The sequence below is a fragment of the Xenorhabdus bharatensis genome (assembly GCF_037996705.1).
GTDB classification, from domain to species: domain Bacteria; phylum Pseudomonadota; class Gammaproteobacteria; order Enterobacterales; family Enterobacteriaceae; genus Xenorhabdus; species Xenorhabdus bharatensis.
In genome coordinates, this window is the sequence record NZ_JBBMXG010000013.1 from 94,328 (window position 1) to 115,076 (window position 20,749).

The window sequence follows — 20,749 nt, forward strand, 5'->3', positions numbered from 1 at the left end:
TCTGGCTCTCGAATGGTACTTAACAATGAATAATAATGAATTAACTTCTTTACCATTAGCTGAACGGAAAAGGCTACTTGAGTTAGCCAAAGCCGCAAAGCTATCCCGTCAATATACGCAAAAAACAGCGATCCTCCCCCAGCCCCGCAAGGGAGATATCCCCTTGTCCTGGACACAACAACGACTTTGGTTTCTGACGCAGTTAGATCCCTCTGCTCAAACGGCATACCACATGCCTGTGGGCTTACATCTTCAGGGTCAGCTTAATCAAAGTGCACTACAGGCCGCGCTGGACAGGATTGTCGCCCGTCACGAAATCCTGCGGACGACGTTTATCTCCACTGATGGAACCGCCCGACAGGTTATCGGGCATCCCGACAGTGGTTTTGCTTTGACGTCTGAAGATATTCGCCATTTACCCGAGCCAGAAAAACAGGCAGCCGTCGAAGAACGTGCTCATGACGAAGCGGTCAGATCTTTCGATTTTATCGGTGGGCCATTACTCCGAGGGCATTTATTGCATTTGGCTGAAGATGAGTATGTGCTGTTATTAACACAGCATCACATCATCTCGGATGGCTGGTCGGTCAGATTATTCATTCAGGAACTTTCCACACTTTATCAGGCTTTTAGTCAGGAACAGCCGGACCCACTACCTGAATTATCTCTCCAGTATGCTGATTACGTACTCTGGCAGCAGCAATGGCTACAGGGCGAACGGCTCGAAACACAACTCAATTACTGGCGTGAGCAGTTACAGGATGCTCCTGAGTTACTCGAATTACCTACTGACAAACCCCGACCGATACAGCAGAGTTATCAAGGTAATCGTGTTGAGCTGGCATTTCCTTCTGAACTGAGTACAGGTTTGAAAGATCTCAGCCAGCGTCATGGAACGACTTTATTTATGACCCTGATGGCGGGCTGGGCGGTATTACTTTCCCGTTTCAGCGGACAGGACGATCTGGTCATAGGAACACCCATTGTCAATCGCCCGCAACCTGAGCTGGAATCATTAATCGGTTTCTTTGCCAATACACTGGCATTGCGTATTCAGCTAAGTGATAACCTGAGTGTCAGTGAGTTACTGTCACAGGTGAAAAAGCGCGCATTGGGCGCTTATGCACATCAGGATTTGCCCTTTGAACACCTTGTTGAAGCGCTGCGACCTACCCGCAGTCTGAGCCACAGCCCTATTTTTCAGGTCATGCTGACTCTTGATAACCAATCAGAACAAAAGCAGTTTGAGTTAGCAGGATTAAAATTGAGCGAACTTCCTCTGGTCAGAGAAAGTGCCTACTTTGATTTGACTCTCACACTCTATGATACAGAAAACGGATTAGTCGGTGATTTAGAATATGCCAGTGATCTGTTTGAGCACGCCACCATCGAACGGATGGTGGATCACCTGCAAACCCTGCTGGCGGCAATGGTGGCGGATGAAACACAACACGTTGCTGATTTAGCGCTGCTCACACCACAGCAACGCACACAGCTTCTGAGTGAATTCAGCACCACAGAAGTTGCTTATCCGCAGGATCTGTTACTGCAACAACTCTTCGAACAGCAGGTGTTACGCTCCCCCAATGACGTTGCGCTGGTCAGTGACGGGCAGCAACTCAGTTACACTGAACTTAACCAGCGAGCCAACCAACTGGCTCATGCCCTGATTGCCGCCGGCGTCAAACCGGATGATCGGGTCGCCATTTGCGTCGACCGCAGCCCGGATATGATTATCGGTCTGTTCGGTATTCTGAAAGCCGGTGCCGGTTATGTCCCGTTAGACCCGGACTACCCCACTGAGCGGCTGGCGTATATTCTGTCTGACTGTGCCCCGCAGTTATTGCTGACCCAGCAACATCTGAAAGATCGTCTGACGACCGATATTCCTGTTTGGGTGATGGACGAAACCGATTACCTGAACACCACGGCACAGCAGCCTACTCATAATCCTGACACGCATTCGTTGGGGCTGTTACCACATCATCTGGCTTATATTATTTACACTTCCGGCTCTACCGGACAGCCGAAAGGGGTCATGATTGAACACCGTCAGGTCGTCAACTTTGTTCATGTCCAGTGTGCAGCCAATGAGCTGACACCGGCGGATCGGGTATTGCAATTTACGTCCGTTTGCTTTGATACAACCGTCGCCGATATTTTCGCTACGCTGGCGACCGGCGCAACGCTGGTACTGCGTCCGGCCCATCTGCGCATCCCTGATAAAGCATTCGGCCAGTTCCTGCGGGATCAGGCTATCACCGTGTCCGATTTACCCACCGCGTTCTGGCATTTATGGGTGCAGGAAATGGCGGCTGGTCGCTGTGGTTTCAGCCCTTCTTTACGGCTGGTACTGGTCGGCGGTGAAAAAGCCGAGCTGCGCCATTTCAACACTTGGCAGTCTTTACCTGAAACGCAAGCCTGTCGCTGGATAAACTCTTACGGCCCGACGGAAACCACCGTTAATGCCACGATGTGGAAATCGGACAATCATGAACCCTGCCTGAAGCAGAGCGTGCCGATTGGCTACCCGCTGACCAATACCCGGCTCTATATTCTCGATAATCAGGGGCAACCTGTTCCTATCGGCGTAGCCGGCGAGATTCATATCGGGGGTTTAAGCGTCGCCCGTGGTTATCTCAATCGCCCTGATCTGACAGCAGAGCGCTTTATTGCCGACCCGTTCAATCCGCAACCGAATGCCCGTATGTATAAAACCGGTGACCTCGGCCGCTGGCTGCCAGATGGCACAATTGAATATCTGGAGCGCAATGATTTTCAGGTCAAGATCCGCGGATTCCGCATTGAACTGGGGGAAATTGAAGCCCGGCTGGCGGAGTGTGACGGGGTCAAAGATGCGGTTGTAGTCGCGCGTGAAGAAGAAAACGGTAATAAACGTCTGGTTGCTTATCTGGTGCCACAGCCGGGGGTTACGCTTGATTTGCTTTCATTACGTGAACAGTTAAGCAGCCGTATGATGGAGTATATGCTGCCGGGCGCTTATGTCATTCTGGATGCCTTCCCCGTCAACCCGAACGGTAAACTGGATCGCAAAGCCCTGCCTGCGCCGGACAGTTCTGCCATCGTTCAGCGTGAATATGCAGAACCACAGGGAGAAATGGAGCAGACGCTGGCTGATATCTGGCAAACCCTGCTGGGTCTGGAGCAAGTCGGCCGTCATGATAATTTCTTTGAGCTGGGCGGGCATTCTTTATTAACGGTGCAGGTCGCAGCCCGTTTACGTGAAAAACTGAACATTGAAGTGACCTTACAGGATCTCTTCACCTACCCCACACTGGCGGATCTGGCTCAGTCTCTGGGGAATGCCACCCAATCCACTCAGTCGGTTATTCTGCCCGCCGATCGCCAGCAGCCTTTGCCCCTTTCCTGGGCCCAGCAGCGTTTATGGTTCCTCGCCCAGCTGGACAGCGCTGCACAGGCGGCCTACCACATTGCCGGCGGGCTGGAATTGCGGGGCCAACTGAATCAGGCTGCATTGCAGGCCGCACTGGACAGGATTGTGGCTCGCCACGAGATCCTGCGCACCACGATTAACATGATTGACGGAGAAACCCGTCAGATTATTGGCAATCCTGATATTGGCTTTTCCCTGATATCGCAGGATCTCAGCCCGTTATCCCCGGAAGAGCAGCGCATCGCCCTTGAAGCGGCAGAGCAGGCCGAAGCTGACCAGCCTTTTGACTTTACACAAGGGCCGTTAGTCCGCGCCCAACTGCTGAAACTGACTGATGAACACCATATTCTGCTGGTGACTCAGCACCATATTGTTTCTGACGGCTGGTCACTGAATGTGCTGATCAACGAGTTTTCGGCGCTTTATCAGGCTTTCTGCCAGCAACAACCAGACCCGCTCCCCCGCCTGCCCATTCAGTATGCGGATTATGCCGTGTGGCAGCAGCAGTGGTTGCAGGGCGACAAATTAGAACAACAGGTAAATTATTGGTGCCAGACTCTACAGGATGCGCCGGTATTACTGGAGCTGCCGACAGATCACCCTCGCCCTCTGGAACAGAGCTACCGCGGAGATATCGTCGTTTTCACTCTACCGCGTGAACTAAATGCAGGTTTACTCGCCCTGAGCCAGCGGCACGGCACCACTTTGTTTATGACTCTACTGGCAGGCTGGGCAATTTTACTGTCCCGACTGAGTGGTCAGCAGGATATCGTGATCGGTACCCCCGTCGCCAATCGCCAATATAGTGAACTGGAGCCGCTGATTGGCTTCTTCGTCAATACACTGGCGTTACGGGTCAGACTGGAGGATAACCCGACTGTCAGCGCCCTGTTAGCACAGGTCAAAGCCCATGCGCTGGCAGCCTATGCGCATCAGGATCTGCCTTTTGAACAGTTGGTGGAAGCATTACAACCGCCGCGCAGCCTGAGTCACAGCCCGGTCTTTCAGGTGATGATAGCGCTGGATAATACTTCTGGCTCATCCGGATTTAATGTGCCAGACCTGACCATCAGTCATCTACCTTTAGCCAGAAAAACAACTCAGTTTGATGTGTCGCTGTCCTTCAATGAGAGCGAAAACGGGTTAATGGTTGAACTGGAATATGCCAGCGATCTGTTTGAACATGCCACCATCGAGCGGATGGCGGATCATCTGCAAACCCTGCTGGCAGCAATGGTGGCAGATGAAACACAACACGTTGCCGATTTAGCGCTGCTCACGCCACAGCAACGCACACAACTTCTGACTGAATTCAGCACCACAGAAGTCGCCTATCCGCAGGATCTGTTACTGCAACAACTCTTCGAACAACAGGTATTACGCTCCCCCAATGACGTTGCGCTGGTCAGTGACGGGCAGCAGCTCAGTTACACTGAACTGAACCGGCAAGCCAACCAACTGGCTCATGCCCTGATTGCCGCCGGCGTCAAACCGGATGATCGGGTCGCCATTTGCGTTGACCGCAGCCCGGATATGATTATCGGCCTGTTCGGTATTCTGAAAGCCGGTGCCGGTTATGTCCCGTTAGACCCGGACTACCCGACTGAACGGCTGACGTATATTCTGTCTGACTGTGCCCCGCAGTTATTGCTGACCCAGCAACACCTGAAAGATCGTCTGACGACTGATATCCCTGTGTGGGTGATGGACGATATGAGTTATCTGAACACCGCAGCACAGCAACCCGTTCATAACCCGGATGCTCACGCGCTGGGCCTGTTACCACACCATCTGGCTTATATTATTTACACTTCCGGCTCCACCGGACAGCCGAAAGGGGTCATGATTGAACACCGTCAGGTCGTCAATTTTGTCCATGTCCAGTGTGCAGCCAATGAGCTGACCCCAGCAGATCGGGTACTGCAATTTACGTCCGTTTGCTTTGATACGACCGTCGCCGATATTTTCGCTACGCTGGCGACCGGTGCAACACTGGTACTGCGTCCGGCTCATCTGCGCATTCCGGATAAAGCATTCAGCCAGTTCCTGCGGGATCAGGCTATTACGGTGTCCGATTTACCCACTGCGTTCTGGCATTTGTGGGTACAGGAAATGGCCGCCGGTCGCTGCGGTTTCAGCCCTTCTTTACGGCTGGTACTGGTCGGCGGAGAAAAAGCCGAGCTGCGCCATTTCAACACTTGGCAGTCTTTACCTGAAACGCAAGCCTGCCGCTGGATAAACTCTTACGGCCCGACTGAAACCACCGTTAACGCCACGATGTGGAAATCGGATAACCATGAGTGCTGCCTCACTAACGCCGTACCGATTGGCTACCCGTTGACCAATACCCGGCTCTATATTCTCGATAATCAGGGACAACCTGTTCCTATCGGTGTAGCCGGCGAGATTCATATCGGAGGATTGTGTGTCGCCCGTGGTTATCTCAACCGTCCTGACCTGACAGCAGAACGCTTTATTACCGATCCGTTCAGTCCGCAACCGAATGCCCGTATGTATAAAACCGGTGACCTCGGCCGCTGGCTGCCAGACGGCACAATTGAATATCTGGAGCGCAATGATTTTCAGGTCAAGATCCGCGGATTCCGCATTGAACTGGGGGAAATTGAAGCCCGGCTGGCGGAGTGTGACGGGGTCAAAGATGCGGTTGTGGTAGCCCGTGAAGAAGAAAACGGTAATAAACGTCTGGTCGCTTATCTGGTGCCACAGCCGGAGGTTACGCTTGATTTGCTTCAGTTACGTGAACAGTTAAGCAGCCGTCTGGTGGAATATATGCTGCCGGGAGCTTATGTCATTCTGGATGCTTTCCCTGTCAACCCGAACGGTAAACTGGATCGCAAGGCCCTGCCTGCGCCGGACAGCTCTGCCATCGTCCAGCGTGAATATGCTGAACCACAGGGGGAAATGGAGCAGGCGCTGGCTGATATTTGGCAAAGTTTATTGGGAGTGGAACACATCGGACGCCATGACCACTTCTTTGAGCTGGGCGGGCACTCCTTATTGACGGTACAGGTCGCTGCCCGTTTACGTGAAAAACTGAACATTGAAGTGACCTTACAGGATCTCTTCAACCACCCCACACTGGCGGATCTAGCCCACTCTCTGGGGAATGCGGCTCAATCCACTCAGTCGGTTATTCTGCCCGCCGATCGCCAGCAGCCTTTGCCCCTTTCCTGGGCCCAGCAGCGTTTATGGTTCCTCGCCCAGCTGGACAGCGCTGCACAGGCAGCCTACCACATTGATGGCGGGCTGGAATTACGGGGCCAACTGAATCAGGCCGCGTTACAAGCCGCGCTGGACAGGATTGTGGCTCGTCACGAGATCCTACGCACCACGATTGACATGATTGACGGAGAAGCCCGTCAGATTATTGGCAATCCAGCCCGTGGATTCTCTCTGATATCGCAGGATCTCAGCCCGTTATCCCCGGCAGAGCAGCATATCGCCCTTGAAGCAGCAAAACAGGCCGAAGCTGACCAGCCTTTTGACTTTACACAAGGGCCGTTAGTCCGCGCCCAACTGCTGAAACTGACCGAGGAACACCATATTCTGCTGGTGACTCAGCACCATATTGTTTCTGACGGCTGGTCACTGAATGTGCTGATCAACGAGTTTTCAGCACTTTATCAAGCTTTCTGCCAGCAACAACCGGACCCGCTCCCCCGCCTGCCCATTCAGTATGCGGATTATGCCGTGTGGCAACGGCAATGGTTACAGGGCGACAAATTAGAACAACAGGTAAATTACTGGTGCCAGACCCTACAGGATGCACCGGTATTACTGGAGCTGCCGACGGATCACCCTCGTCCTCTGGAGCAGAGCTACCGTGGAGATCAGGTTATTTTCACCCTGCCGCGTGAATTAAATGCAGGCTTACTCGCCCTGAGCCAGCGACACGGCACCACTTTGTTTATGACACTGCTGACAGGCTGGGCAATTTTACTGTCACGACTGAGTGGTCAGCAGGATATTGTGATCGGTACTCCCGTCGCCAATCGCCAATATAGTGAACTGGAGCCGTTGATTGGCTTCTTCGTCAATACGCTGGCGTTACGGGTCAGGCTGGAGGACAACCCGACTGTCAGCGCCCTGTTAGCACAGGTCAAAACCCATGCACTGGCAGCCTATGCGCATCAGGATCTGCCTTTTGAACAGTTGGTGGAAGCATTACAACCGCCGCGCAGCCTGAGTCACAGCCCGGTCTTTCAGGTGATGATAGCGCTGGATAATACTTCTGGTTCATCAGAATTCAATTTACCAGACCTGACCATTAACGAGCTGATCTTAGCCCAAAAAACAACTCAGTTTGATGTGTCGTTGTCCTTCAGTGAGAGCGAAAACGGGTTAGTGGGTGAACTGGAATATGCCAGCGATCTGTTTGAGCACGCTACCATCGAACGGATGGCGGAGCACCTGCAAACCCTGCTGGCAGCAATGGTGGCAGATGAAACACAACAAGTCTCCGATTTAGCGCTGCTCACGCCACAGCAACGCACACAGCTTCTGACTGAATTCAGCACCACAGAAGTCGCTTATCCGCAGGATCTGTTACTGCAACAACTCTTCGAACAACAGGTATTACGCTCCCCCGAAGCTATTGCGCTGGTCAGCGACGGGCAACAACTCAGTTACATTGAACTGAACCAGCGAGCCAACCAACTGGCCCATGCGCTGATTGCCGCCGGCGTCAAACCGGATGATCGGGTCGCCATTTGCGTTGACCGCAGCCCGGATATGATTATCGGCCTGTTCGGCATTCTGAAAGCCGGTGCCGGTTATGTTCCGTTAGACCCGGACTACCCGACTGAACGGCTGGCATATATTCTGTCTGACTGTGCCCCGCAGTTATTGCTGACCCAGCAACACTTAGCAGATCGCCTGACAACTGATATCCCTGTGTGGGTGATGGATGACAGCAACCACGTAAGTTCTGTCAAAACGCTTTCTATCCATGATCCACAACCTAAGCAACTGGGGTTATTACCGCATCATCTGGCTTATATTATTTATACTTCCGGCTCCACCGGGCAACCAAAAGGCGTCATGATTGAACACCGTCAGGTCGTCAATTTTGTTCATGTCCAACGTGAAACGAATGAATTGACCCCAACAGATCGGGTGCTGCAATTTACGTCTGTATCCTTTGATACGACGGTATCCGATATTTTTGCCACACTAGCAACCGGCGCAACACTGGTGCTACGCCCGGCTCATCTGCGCATTCCGGATAGAGCATTCGGTCAGTTCCTGCGGGATCAGGCTATCACGGTATCCGATTTACCCACCGCATTCTGGCATTTATGGGTACAGGAAATGGCAGCCGGTCGCTGCGGTTTCAGCCCTTCTTTACGACTGGTGATTGTCGGCGGAGAAAAAGCCGAATTACGCCATTTCAACACATGGCAGTCTTTGCCTGAAACGCAAGCCTGTCGCTGGATAAACTCCTACGGCCCGACAGAAGCCACAGTCATTGCCACCGTATGGAAACCGGAAAACCGGGCACTCTGCCTGAACCCGAACGTGCCGATTGGTTACCCGCTGACTAATACCCGCCTTTATATTCTCGATACTCAGGGGCAACCTGTTCCTATCGGCGTAGCCGGCGAGATTCATATCGGGGGATTAAGTGTCGCCCGTGGTTATCTCAACCGCCCTGATCTGACAGCGGAACGCTTTATTACTGATCCGTTCAGCCCACAAACTGGCGCCCGTATGTATAAAACCGGTGACCTCGGCCGCTGGCTGCCGGACGGCACGATTGAGTATCTGGAGCGCAATGACTTTCAGGTCAAAATCCGTGGATTCCGCATTGAACTGGGGGAAATCGAAGCCGGGCTGGCGCAGTGTGAAGGCGTCAAAGATGCGGTTGTGGTGGCACGTGAAGAAGAAAACGGCAATAAACGTCTGGTTGCCTATGTCATCCCGCAACCAGAAATAACACTGGATATCATTCAATTGCGTGAACAACTGAGCAGCCGCCTGATGGAGTATATGCTGCCCGGAGCTTACGTCATTCTGGATGCCTTCCCTGTGAATCCGAATGGCAAACTGGATCGCAAAGCTCTGCCTGCACCGGACAGTTCAGCCCTTATCAGCCGTGAATATCAGGCTCCTCAGGGAGAAACCGAGCAACAACTGGCGGCTATCTGGCAGACACTGCTGGGTCTGGAACAGGTCGGTCGTCATGATAATTTCTTTGAATTAGGCGGACACTCCCTGCTGGTTGTCAATTTGATTGAAGAGCTTCGCCAGCATGACCTTACACTAGAAGTCAGTACGGTCTTTTCTTCTCCCACTCTGATGGCAATGGCATCACGCATAACGGAAACAACCACTAGTGACAACGTCACTTATGCTGTTCCACCCAATCTGATTACGGATGACAGCCATTTCATCACCCCGGACATGCTGCCGCTGATCACCCTGACACAGAATAATATTGACCAGATTGTTGCCAACGTTCCCGATGGTGTGACGAATATTCAGGATATCTATCCATTAGGGCCATTACAGGAAGGGATTTTGTTCCACCATTTACTGGAAACAAAAGGCGATATTTATCTGGATAATCTGCTGATGACGTTCGACAGCCGGACACGTCTGGATACATTCCTGCTGGCACTGCAACAGGTTATTGAGCGTCACGATATTTTACGTAGCGCATTTCAGTGGGACAATCTGCCGGAGCCGGTACAGGTGGTTTATCGTCATGCTCCTCTGCCAGTGACTGAATTGGAGCTCTCAGCCGATACGGATGCAGCACAGCAATTACGTGATGCGACTGACCCACGCCAGATACGCATGGATATCACCAAAGCACCATTACTATCCGCCTGCATGGCCAAAGATCCGCATACCGAACACTGGCATCTGGCATTGCTTTACCATCATCTGGTTTGTGACCATCTATCACTGGAAATGATCTTTAATGAAGTGCAGATATTACAGCTCGGGCAAAAAGAGACGCTGCCGCCTTCTCTGCCTTATCGTAACTTTATCGCTCAGATCCGGTCTGTTCCGATGGAGCAACATCAGGACTATTTCCACCAGCTTCTGGGTGATGTGGATGAGCCAACTCTGCCGTTTAACTTACTTGATGTGCAGGGGAACCATGATGAGCACCATAAGATAGAGGAAGCCGGACTGGCGCTGGATGATAAGTTATCGCATCAGATACGTGACTGCGCCCGCCAGCAGGGTGTCAGTGCTGCCGTTCTGTTCCATGTCGCATGGGCACAAGTTCTTGCACAATGCAGCGGACGGGAAGATGTTGTTTTCGGCACCGTGTTATTAGGCCGGTCACTGAAAGGTGCAGATACCTCTCAGGTTCTTGGGATGTTCATTAATACCCTGCCCGTGCGCATTATGTTGCAGGAACGTACTGCCCAACAGGTGGTACAGGAAACTTATCAGCAGCTCAGCACATTGTTTGAGCATGAGCAGACACCGTTAGCCATCGCCCAGCGTTGCAGCGGTATTCAGGCACCTCAGCCCCTTTTCAGCAGCCTGCTTAATTTCCGTCATAGCCCGCGTAACGATCAACAGGCTGGCTCAGCCGTATGGCAAGGTATCCAGATCTCCGGCAGCGAAGAACGCAGTAATTACCCACTATCATTGGATGTTGATGATTTTGGTGACGGCTTTGCCCTGACTGCGCAATGCAACCGCCAGATTAATCCGGCCCGCATTAACGCTTATATGGATACCGCACTGAAAGCGTTAGTGATGGCCTTGCAGGAAATGCCGAAACAGGATATTCATTCCCTCAATATCCTGCCACCAGCAGAACTTACTCAGCTACTGGAAGGCTTTAACAGCAACAAAGTTGACTGCCCGCAGGATATGCTGCTCCAGCAACTGTTTGAACAGCAGGTAATCCTCACACCGGATGCTATCGCGCTGATCCACGCAGCAGATAATGGCGAGGTTCAACTCACCTATAGTGAACTGAACCAGAAAGCCAACCAATTGGCCCATGCCCTGATTACTGCCGGCGTTAAACCGGATGATCGGGTGGCTATTTGTGTCGAACGTGGTCTGGATATGGTGATTGGTTTGTTCGGTATTTTAAAATCCGGTGCGGGGTATGTACCACTGGATACGGATTACCCTACCGAACGTCTGAACTATATTCTGTCAGATTGTGCACCGAAGTTATTGCTGACGCAGAAGCATTTACACAGCCGCTTATCAACTGATACGCCGGTATGGATGCTGGATGATGACAGCCATACCGAGTGCATAACCCAGCAGCCAATCCATAACCCGGATCCGCAGCAACTGGGACTGGCACCGCATCATCTGGCCTATATCATCTATACTTCCGGCTCCACCGGGCAACCAAAAGGCGTCATGATTGAACATCATAACGTGGTTAATTTTGTCCATGTTCAACGTCAGACCAATGAACTGACGCCATCTGACCGTGTACTTCAGTTCACTTCCGTCGCGTTCGATACTACCGTCTCGGATATCTTCGCCACACTTGCCGCAGGTGCGACTTTAATTATGCGCCCGTCAGAACTGCGTGTTCCGGATAGAGCTTTTGCTCAATTCCTGCAACAACAGCAAATCACGGTGACTGATTTGCCTACCGCTTTCTGGCACTTATGGGTTCAGGAAATGGCCGCAGGACGTTGTGGCTTCAGCCCTTCTCTGCGTCTGGTGATTGTCGGCGGGGAAAAAGCGGAACTGCGTCATCTGATGACCTGGCAGGCACTACCGGAAACCCGTTCATGCCGCTGGATTAACTCTTACGGCCCGACGGAGACGACAGTGATTGCCACCGTCCTGAAAGTGGACAGTCATCCTGCCTATAACGCAGAAACGCTGCCAATTGGTCACCCACTCGCCAACAGCCGTATCTATATACTAGATACACGCGGAAAACCTGTTCCCATCGGTGTTTCCGGTGAAATTCACATCGCAGGTGCCGGCGTTGCGCGGGGTTATCTCAACCAGCCTGAACTGACTGATGAGCGTTTTATTCCGGATACATTCAGTGAACAACCGAATGCCAGAATGTACAAAACCGGGGATTTAGGTCGCTGGCTACCGGATGGAACGATTGACTATCTCGGACGGAACGATTTTCAGGTCAAGATCCGCGGGTTCCGCATTGAATTGGGGGAAATAGAAACTCAGTTGGCAGCCTGTGAAGGGGTCAAAGATGCTATTGCCATGGTACGTGAAGACGAAACCGGTGATAAACGTCTGGTGGCTTATTTAGTGCCACAACCTGATGCCCAGTTGGACATCGCTGATTTACGTGAACAGCTCAGTACGCATCTGCTGGATTATATGATCCCCAGCGCCTTTGTCGTAATGGAAGCCTTCCCGCTGAATCCGAACGGCAAGCTGGATCGCAAATCCCTGCCGGTTCCTGACCGCTCTGCAACGGCCACAAAAGCGTATGAAGCACCAGAGGGGGAAACAGAACAACAACTTGCTGCTATCTGGCAGACCTTACTGGGGCTGGAGCAAGTCGGTCGCCATGATGATTTCTTTGAACTGGGAGGGAACTCATTATCAATCATGCAATTAGCGACAAGACTGCAAGACGAGTTCCATCTGGAAATTTCAATTACAGATATTTTCCGTCATTCAGCATTAGCCAAACTTGCTGAGCTTATCTTATCAAAACAAGTGGAAACCTTTTTCGATCAGGATATTGAAGATATGCAAAAAGAGCTGGAGAACCTATCTGAAGATGAGTTGCTTGCCATGTTAAATGGAGAACAACCAGAGGGAGAGAAACTATGAGCAAAAATGAACAGACACTGAATCAATTAAGGCAGGCTGTACTCCAGAAGAAACTGAAAGAGCGTATTCAAAATAGCCTGACGACCGAAAAAGAGCCGATAACTGCCCGTGATCCGCAGCAGGCGATCCCCCTATCATGGGCGCAACAGCGCCTGTGGTTTCTGGCTCAGTTAGATCCGGCAGCACTGACGGCATACCACATTCCCGCCGCCCTTCATCTGAAGGGCCAACTGAACATTGCGGCCTTACAGGCCGCACTGGACAGAATTGTGGCCCGCCATGAAATTCTGCGTACCACAATCGGGCTGGCAGAAGACGGAGGAGAAGGTACGGCGCGGCAAATTGTTCATGGGAAAGATTTCGGTTTCTCTTTAAATATGCAGGATCTGCGTCCGTTCACCGATGATGCTCAACAGATTGCTATCCAGAATGCGATAAAATTTGAAGCCAGCCATCCTTTCGATTTTGAAAATGGCCCCTTGATTCGGGGCCAGTTATTCAGGCTCGCAGAAGATGAAAATATTCTGTTACTCACCCAGCACCATATTATTTCCGATGGCTGGTCAGTTAACGTCATGATGCAGGAGTTTTCTACTCTTTACCTGAGTTTCTGCCACGAGCAGCCTGACCCATTACCGCCATTAAAAATTCAGTACGCTGATTATACCCTCTGGCAACGGAAGGAATTACAGGGCAAGACATTGGAAAACCAGCTGGATTATTGGCGTAATAGGCTACAGGATGCGCCGACGCTTCTGACACTTCCTACTGACCGCCCCCGTCCGGCACGGCAAACTTATGCCGGTGGAGAAGCACTTGTTACCCTGTCACCGGATTTAACCGGAAAATTAAAAGCCTTTGCACAGCGTCACGGTATTACGTTATTTATGACGCTGCTGACCGGCTGGTCAATACTGCTTTCCCGTCTCAGCGGACAACATGATTTGGTCATCGGCACGCCAGTCGCTAATCGTAAGTATCGCGTTCTGGAGCCATTAATCGGCTTTTTTGTCAATACATTAGCACTGCGGGTTCAATTACAGGATAACCCGACCGTCAGCGAATTATTGGCACACGTGAAAGCACATACTGTCACTGCTTTTGAAAATCAGGATCTCCCGTTTGAACAATTAGTTGAGGCGTTAAAACCACCCCGCAGCCTGAGTTATAGCCCGGTGTTTCAGGTGATGATGTCTCTGGATAATACGCCCGGACAACAACAGTTCGAATTACCGGGATTAACGATCAGCGAGATGGATTTATCCGAGAGCAGCTCCCACTTTGATCTCTCCCTGTCACTGCATGACACGGATGATGGCTTAATCGGTGAACTGGAATATGCCAGTGATTTGTTTGATCAGGCCACGATGGAACGGATGGCGGGTTATCTGCAAACACTGTTAACGGTTATGGTGGCTGATGATACGCAACGTGTGGCTGATTTGCCGTTACTGACACCAAATGAACGTAATCAATTATTGGTCGGCTTCAATGCCAGAACAGCGTCTTACCCGCAGGAAATGCTGCTCCAGCAACTGTTCGAGCAACAAGTCGCCCACTCTCCCACCAGCCCGGCATTGATCAGCGAAGCGCAACAACTCTCCTATCATGAACTGAACCAGAAGGCGAACCAGCTTGCCCATGCCCTGATTGCTGCCGGAGTACAACCGGATGATCGGGTAGCAATTTGTGTCGAACGGGGCGCAGATATGATTATCGGTCTGTTTGGTATTCTGAAAGCCGGAGCCGGTTATGTACCGTTAGACCCGGAATACCCGACTGAACGGCTGGGCTATATTCTGTCAGACTGTAAACCGAAACTATTACTGACTCAGGAGCACTTACAGAACCGCCTGAGTACTGAAGTTCCCATCTGGATAATGGACAGCGGTCACTATCTGGATCATGTGGCACAACAACCCGCCCACAACCCTGAACCGCATCAATTGGGGCTGAAACCGCATCATCTGGCTTATATCATCTACACTTCCGGTTCAACGGGTCAACCGAAAGGAGTGATGATTGAACACCGCAATGTGGTCAATTTTGTTTATGTTCAACGTGAAACGAATGAGCTGACACCTTCTGATCGGGTACTTCAATTTACCTCAGTTGCCTTTGATACAACGGTATCCGATATTTTTGCCACACTGGCCGCCGGAGCAACATTAGTACTGAGATCGGCCTCGCTGCGCATACCCGATAAAAATTTCAGCCAGTTCTTACGGGAACAGGCCATTACCGTTTCCGATCTGCCCACTGCTTTCTGGCACTTATGGGTACAGGAAATGGCTGCCGGGCGCTGCGGTTTCAGCCCTTCTTTACGGCTGGTGATTGTCGGCGGAGAAAAAGCGGAACTACGTCATTTCAATACCTGGCAGGCGTTACCTGAAACTCAGTCTTGTCGCTGGATAAACTCCTATGGCCCGACGGAAACCACCGTTATCGCCACGGTCTGGAAACCCGACAGTCATACTGCATCTCCGGCAGGCACAATCCCGATTGGATATCCCCTCACCAATACGCAAATTTATATCCTTGATACGCAAGGGCAGCCGGTGCCTATCGGCGTCGCGGGTGAAATTCATATCGCTGGAGCAGGTGTTGCCCGGGGATATCTGGATCGCCCTGATCTCACTACTGAGCGATTCGTAGCCGATCCGTTCAGTCAACAAGCCAATGCCCGCATGTATAAAACCGGTGATCTCGGACGCTGGCTGCCGGACGGTACGATTGAATATCTGGAACGCAATGATTTTCAGGTCAAAATCCGTGGATTCCGCATTGAATTGGGAGAGATTGAAGCACAACTGGCTCAATGTGACGGGGTCAAAGATGTCGTTGTTACTGCCCATGAAGATGAAAGTGGCAATAAACGTCTGGTCGCTTACCTGATACCGCAGCCGGAGACAATACTGGATATCCTCCAGTTACGTGAACAACTCAGTACGCAATTAATGGAGTATATGCTGCCCGGTGCTTACGTCGTTCTGGATGCTTTCCCACTCACACCCAACGGGAAAGTCGATCGTAAAGCATTGCCTGCCCCTGACCATACCGCCATTATCAGTCGGGAATATCAGGCACCGGAAGGAGAAGCAGAGCGACAACTGGCAAATATCTGGCAGGAGCTGTTGGGGCTGGAACAAGTCGGACGCCATGACAACTTCTTCGAACTGGGCGGACACTCATTATTGGTCGTCAGTCTGATTGAGAAACTCCGTCAACACAGCCTTGCTATTGATGTCAGTGCGGTATTCGCATCCCCCACACTGGCAGCGATGGCAGCCAATTTAACGCAACAAACCGAATCTGATATCAACAACACATCGGTGCCACCAAACCTGATCCCGGATAACTGTCGGGCGATTACACCGGATATGCTGCCACTGGTAACGCTGTCTCAGGCGAATATTGACCAGATAGCCTCACAGGTGACAGACGGTGTCAGTAATATTCAGGATATCTACCCACTCGGGCCATTACAGCAAGGTATTCTGTTCCACCATTTGCTGGAAACAACCGGTGATACTTATCTGGACAACCTGCTGATGACTTTCGACAGTCATTCACATCTGGATACATTCCTGCAAGTATTGCAACAGGTCATTGAACGCCACGATATTTTGCGCAGTGCCGTCTATTGGGAAAATCTGCCGGAGCCGGTACAGGTGGTTCATCGTCATGCCTTGATACCTGTCACAGGGTTAGAATTGTCGCCTGAAATTGATGCTGAACAGCAATTGCGTGATTATACCAATCCCGAAACTGTACGTATGGATATGACCAAAGCACCGCTATTATCTGCCAGCATTGCAAGAGACCCTCATAGTGATAAGTGGCTGCTATCTTTACTGCACCATCATTTAGTCTGTGATCATTTGTCATTGGAGTTAATATTTGATGAAGTTAATACCCTGCTACAGGGAAAATATGAACAGCTCCCTATACCTTTACCCTATCGTAATTTCATTGCCCAGACCAAAAGTATCCCTCTTGAACAACATCAAGCTTATTTTCAGCAGCTACTGGGGGATGTTGCAGAACCAACCTTGCCATTTGGGTTACTGGATATCCAGGCTAACAATGACACTATTGTAGAAGATATCCTGACACTGGATGATGATTTAGTTCAGATGATACAACAATGTGCCCGCCAGCAAGGTGTCAGTACCGCAGTTATCTTCCATGTTGCATGGGCACAGGTACTGGCGCAGTGTAGTGGGCGTGAAGATGTCATCTTCGGTACCGTTTTATTGGGAAGACTACAGGGTGGAAAAGAAACAGAACGAATACTGGGCATGTTTATTAACACATTACCTGTCCGGATTATTCTTCAGGGGCGTAAGGTTCGGCAAATAGTACAAGAAACTTACCAGCAGCTCAGTACATTACTGGTACATGAACAAGCACCATTAGTGATTGCTCAGCGGTGCAGCGGTATTCCCGCTTCTCTACCACTGTTTAACAGTCTGTTTAATTTCCGTCATAGTTCAGGTGTCTCTGATGACGAGGAATCTACTCTCTCATCAATCTGGGAAGGTATAGAAACCCTCAACACTAAAGAACGCAGCAATTACCCTTTATCACTGGACGTTGATGCCTATGACGACGGGTTTGAATTAACAGCCCAATGCAACCAAAAGATTGACCCTGTTCGTATTAATGCCTATATGACAACGGCGTTAAGAAGGCTGGTGACTGCATTACAAATCGCACCAGAGCAAAATATTCAGGCAATATCTATTCTTCCAGAAGAGGAAAATACGGCGTTACTGGTGGGATTTAACGGTGCTGAAATCGCTTATCCGCAGGATATCCTGCTCCATCAGCTATTCGAACAGCAGGTTTCTTGCACACCAGATGCCATTGCACTGGTTAGTGGTGATGAGCAACTCAGCTACGTTGAACTGAACCAACGGGCCAACCAACTGGCACACACCCTGATTGCCGCAGGTGTACAACCCGATGATCGGGTCGCAATTTGTGTTGAACGTAGTCTGGATATGATTATCGGCTTGTTCGGAATACTGAAAGCCGGTGCAGGCTATGTCCCGCTGGATACTGATTATCCGACTGAAAGACTGGCTTATATCCTTTCCGACTGTAAACCGAAGCTATTACTGACTCAAACACATTTACAAAACCGTCTGGCAACAGAAGTCCCTGTCTGGTTAATGGATAGTGAAGCGCATCAGAGCAATGTGGAACAGCAACCACACCACAATCCTGAACATCCACAATCGAAGCTGGCACCACATCATCTGGCCTATATCATCTATACCTCCGGCTCCACCGGGCAGCCTAAAGGCGTAATGATAGAACATCGTAATGTGGTTAACTTCGTTCATGTCCAGCGTCAGACTAACGAATTAACCCCTGCTGACCGTGTACTGCAATTTACGTCTGTTGCTTTCGACACCACCGTGTCGGATATTTTTGCGACACTGGCAACCGGCGCAACCCTGATCCTGCGACCTGCCGATCTCCGCGTACCAGACAGTCACTTCGGTCGTTTCCTGCGGGAGCAGAAAATTACCGTCACCGATCTCCCTACCGCTTTCTGGCATCAGTGGGTACAAGAGCTGGTCGCCGGACGATGTGATTTCAGTCCTTCGTTACGTCTGGTTATCGTTGGTGGCGAAAAAGCTGAGCTTCACCATCTGACTCTCTGGAAATCACTGGCTGAAACTCAACATTGCCGCTGGATTAACTCCTATGGCCCAACAGAAACCACTGTCATCGCAACCGTATTAAAAGTGGATGGTCATGCCCTGTATACCGAACCAACCCTGCCTATTGGTTATCCATTAACCAATACACGCCTATATATTCTGGATGGACAGGGACAACCGGCTCCTCTCGGTGTTTCCGGGGAAATTCATATCGGTGGTGCAGGCGTTGCACGGGGTTATCTCAACCAGCCTGAACTGACAGCAGAACGCTTTATTCCTGATCCATTCAGCCATCAAACTGATGCACGTATGTATAAAACAGGTGATTTAGGATGTTGGTTGCCGGACGGTACAATTGAGTATCTCGGACGCAATGATTTTCAGGTTAAGATCCGTGGATTCCGCATTGAACTGGGAGAAATTGAAGCCAGACTCTTTGCATACCCCGGAATCAAAGACACAATTGTTATCGTGCGGGAAGATACTCTGGGTGATAAACGTCTGGTGGCCTATCTGGTACCACAACCGGGCACAACTCTCGATCTGGAAGACCTGCGTCACTCTTTGCACGTCAACTTAGCCAGCTATATGATCCCCAGTGCTTTTGTGATTCTGGATACATTCCCGCTGACACCTAATGGCAAACTGGATCGTCGGGCATTACCGGCACCGGATAAATCGTCTGTTATCAGCCGCAACTATGAAGCCCCTATCGGTGAAACCGAAGAGATCATTGCTGCGATATGGCAGGACGTACTCCGGCTGGAACAAATAGGACGCCATGACCACTTCCTTGAGCTTGGTGGTCATTCCCTATTAACCTTGCAGGTTGCTACCCGTCTGAATCAGGCTTTAGCTAAGGATATCAGTATCCGCGACTTGCTGGTTTACTCAACAATCAGTGAACTGGCAACCTATATTCAGTCAGACGCGGCGCTGCCCCAACAACAAAACTTAGTGACTATCCGTCAGAGGAATGGCAATACTTCACTGTTCCTCATTCACGCAGTCAATGGCGATGTTCACTATGCCTACGAGCTTGAGCCATATATGGATAATGACGAATTATCAATTTATGGTGTTATTGCCAGCGACACCCTTGCAGAAGAAGGCATAAAGCCCACCATCAACAATATTGCTCAAGAATATATTAACTGCATTCGTCAGGTACAAGCACATGGCCCTTACCATCTGGCTGGATGGTCATCAGGCGGAACGATTGCTTATGAAATGTCCCGCCAATTAATTGCCGATGGTGAAACAGTAAATTTTGTCGGGTTATTGGACAGCGCCTCTAATTATTTGGATTTCTATTCAGCTGAAGAGAAAGAGTCCGGAATGATGTTTGAGAAAAGTGCCATACTGCTCGAACTACTCCCGTACGATATCCCAGAAGATATTAACGATGAATTCAATAAGCTAGCCAATGAACGTGATTACGACGCGATGTTAATATTAGCTGAGAAGCTCAATTTATTACCACCGAAGGTCACACGGCAAAATGTCAGTGATCTTGTGCAAATGCGCTATAACATCTCTGTGGCAGCTAACTGTTACATACCACAGGCGATAAACACGAACGTCACTCTGTTCAGATCAATGGATGAAGTCGCCGAAGGAGGAACAATGGCACTAAAATGGGATCAAATACTACCCAGTGAGCAGCTGACTATTATCCCGATTAAAGGAGATCATGACTCTATGATGATGCAACCCAATATTCAGGATACGGGCAAAGCATTAGTTAAAGCGGTAATGAATAATCAATAAGGCAGCGAAAAGAATGAACCACCTCTGTAAGAGGTGGTTCATTTATAGTATAGCCAATAATAAAACTAAAGCTCACAGACATAAAAATATCTTTAACAATTATAATAAA

2 protein-coding genes are annotated in these 20,749 nt (G+C 50.5%); both read left to right on the forward strand.

What is annotated here, in order from left to right; genetic code table 11:
- Positions 1–25 precede the first annotated feature (25 nt).
- Positions 26–13,195, forward strand: a complete 13,170-nt coding sequence (locus AAC855_RS21795) for an amino acid adenylation domain-containing protein (protein ID WP_340610336.1) — start codon at positions 26–28, stop codon at positions 13,193–13,195.
- Positions 13,192–20,640 carry an amino acid adenylation domain-containing protein gene (locus tag AAC855_RS13670; protein WP_340610337.1) on the forward strand — a complete coding sequence of 2,483 codons (7,449 nt, stop codon included), beginning with the start codon at positions 13,192–13,194 and terminating at the stop codon, positions 20,638–20,640. The genes AAC855_RS21795 and AAC855_RS13670 overlap by 4 nt, the downstream gene beginning before the upstream one ends.
- Positions 20,641–20,749 lie beyond the last annotated feature (109 nt).